Below are 1,144 nucleotides of genomic sequence, written 5' to 3'. Positions count from 1 at the left end.
TCTTGTATATCATGATAAAAATGATCAAGAAATGATTTCCTAACAAGCGGTCGAAGCAATTTAATCCACCCTCTATTGCATTTATTAGTGCAATTATACCATTTTGCACCAATAAGAAGAGTATAATGTCATTAGAAAATATACAATTTTGTAATGTTTTGTTAATTCATGTAAAATAATAGAAAAGAGATTTATTAGGAGGCTTCTTTATGAACTTACCTACGTTATCGGTATTCTTTGGAGCTGGGGCAGAAATTGGTTACGGTTTACCATCAGGCGGGAAATTTGCATTAGAAATTTTCAGAGTTTCAAACGAACCAGATAAAGAAACTTTTCGACAACAAATTCAAAACATTGACTCACGTTCTCAAATTGCTTCACAGTGGCTGCCAGATAATTACTTTAGTAAAAGGCTTAATGTTTTTGGTAAAGGGGATTTCGAAGGTCTCATTGCATCTAGTTTGGAAAACCGAAGAACAAATATTTTGGATTATTTGGATAACTTTGATACAAATGTATTGAACTTACTTCAAAATTGGAAAGTAAGCGAAACTATTATAAGGGAAAAGTTTTATAATGAAACTGAAGAGCAAATTGGGGATATGCGATATAACCAAGCGATTAGATTGAATGAAAAATTGGCTACTCGCGTGCCACTTTTCGAATCTGATTTTTTTTCTGCTTTTTTACGTTTATTAGAAAAACATCCGACAGATCGTTATTTAAAACGTATTGTACGAGCATATTTGGAGTTACTAGTGGGAGCAATTGGTCAAAGTTTGGTTTCACAATTAAATGAGGAATTATTCACCCAGGCTCCAGATGAAATCAGTGTATTTGACGATTTATCAGGCATCTTCTCTTTAAACTATCAAGGCGTTGGACAAACTGGTATGGAGATCGTTATAGAGGAGATTCCCATCGAAATCAATAATGGTACTGAAGGACTAACTATCTTTAGGGAATTAGGACGAACAATTTTAGAAGAAATTTATTGCCAAGCAATGGACTATCAGGCTTTAATTGATAGCCATTTCCGTTATTTGTATAACCCAAAAGCGCAATGGGCAAAGTTTAGTCGTATAGCAATTTTTCTGCATACTGTACAACGATATATAACAAACCAAGTTCGTGTGGATGAGCT

General features: G+C 33.9%; 1 pseudogene. It reads left to right on the top strand.

The window, feature by feature from the left end:
- Nucleotides 1-209 precede the first annotated feature (209 nt).
- A pseudogene (locus V7659_RS23490) lies at nt 210-1,144 on the top strand (hypothetical protein); the annotation flags it as partial.

It is taken from the genome of Neobacillus drentensis, assembly GCF_036966985.1.
Taxonomy (GTDB): Bacteria; Bacillota; Bacilli; order Bacillales; family Cytobacillaceae; genus Neobacillus; species Neobacillus drentensis_E.
The sequence above is the reverse complement of the archived record's forward strand: the minus strand, read 5'-3'. Positions and strand labels throughout refer to the sequence as shown.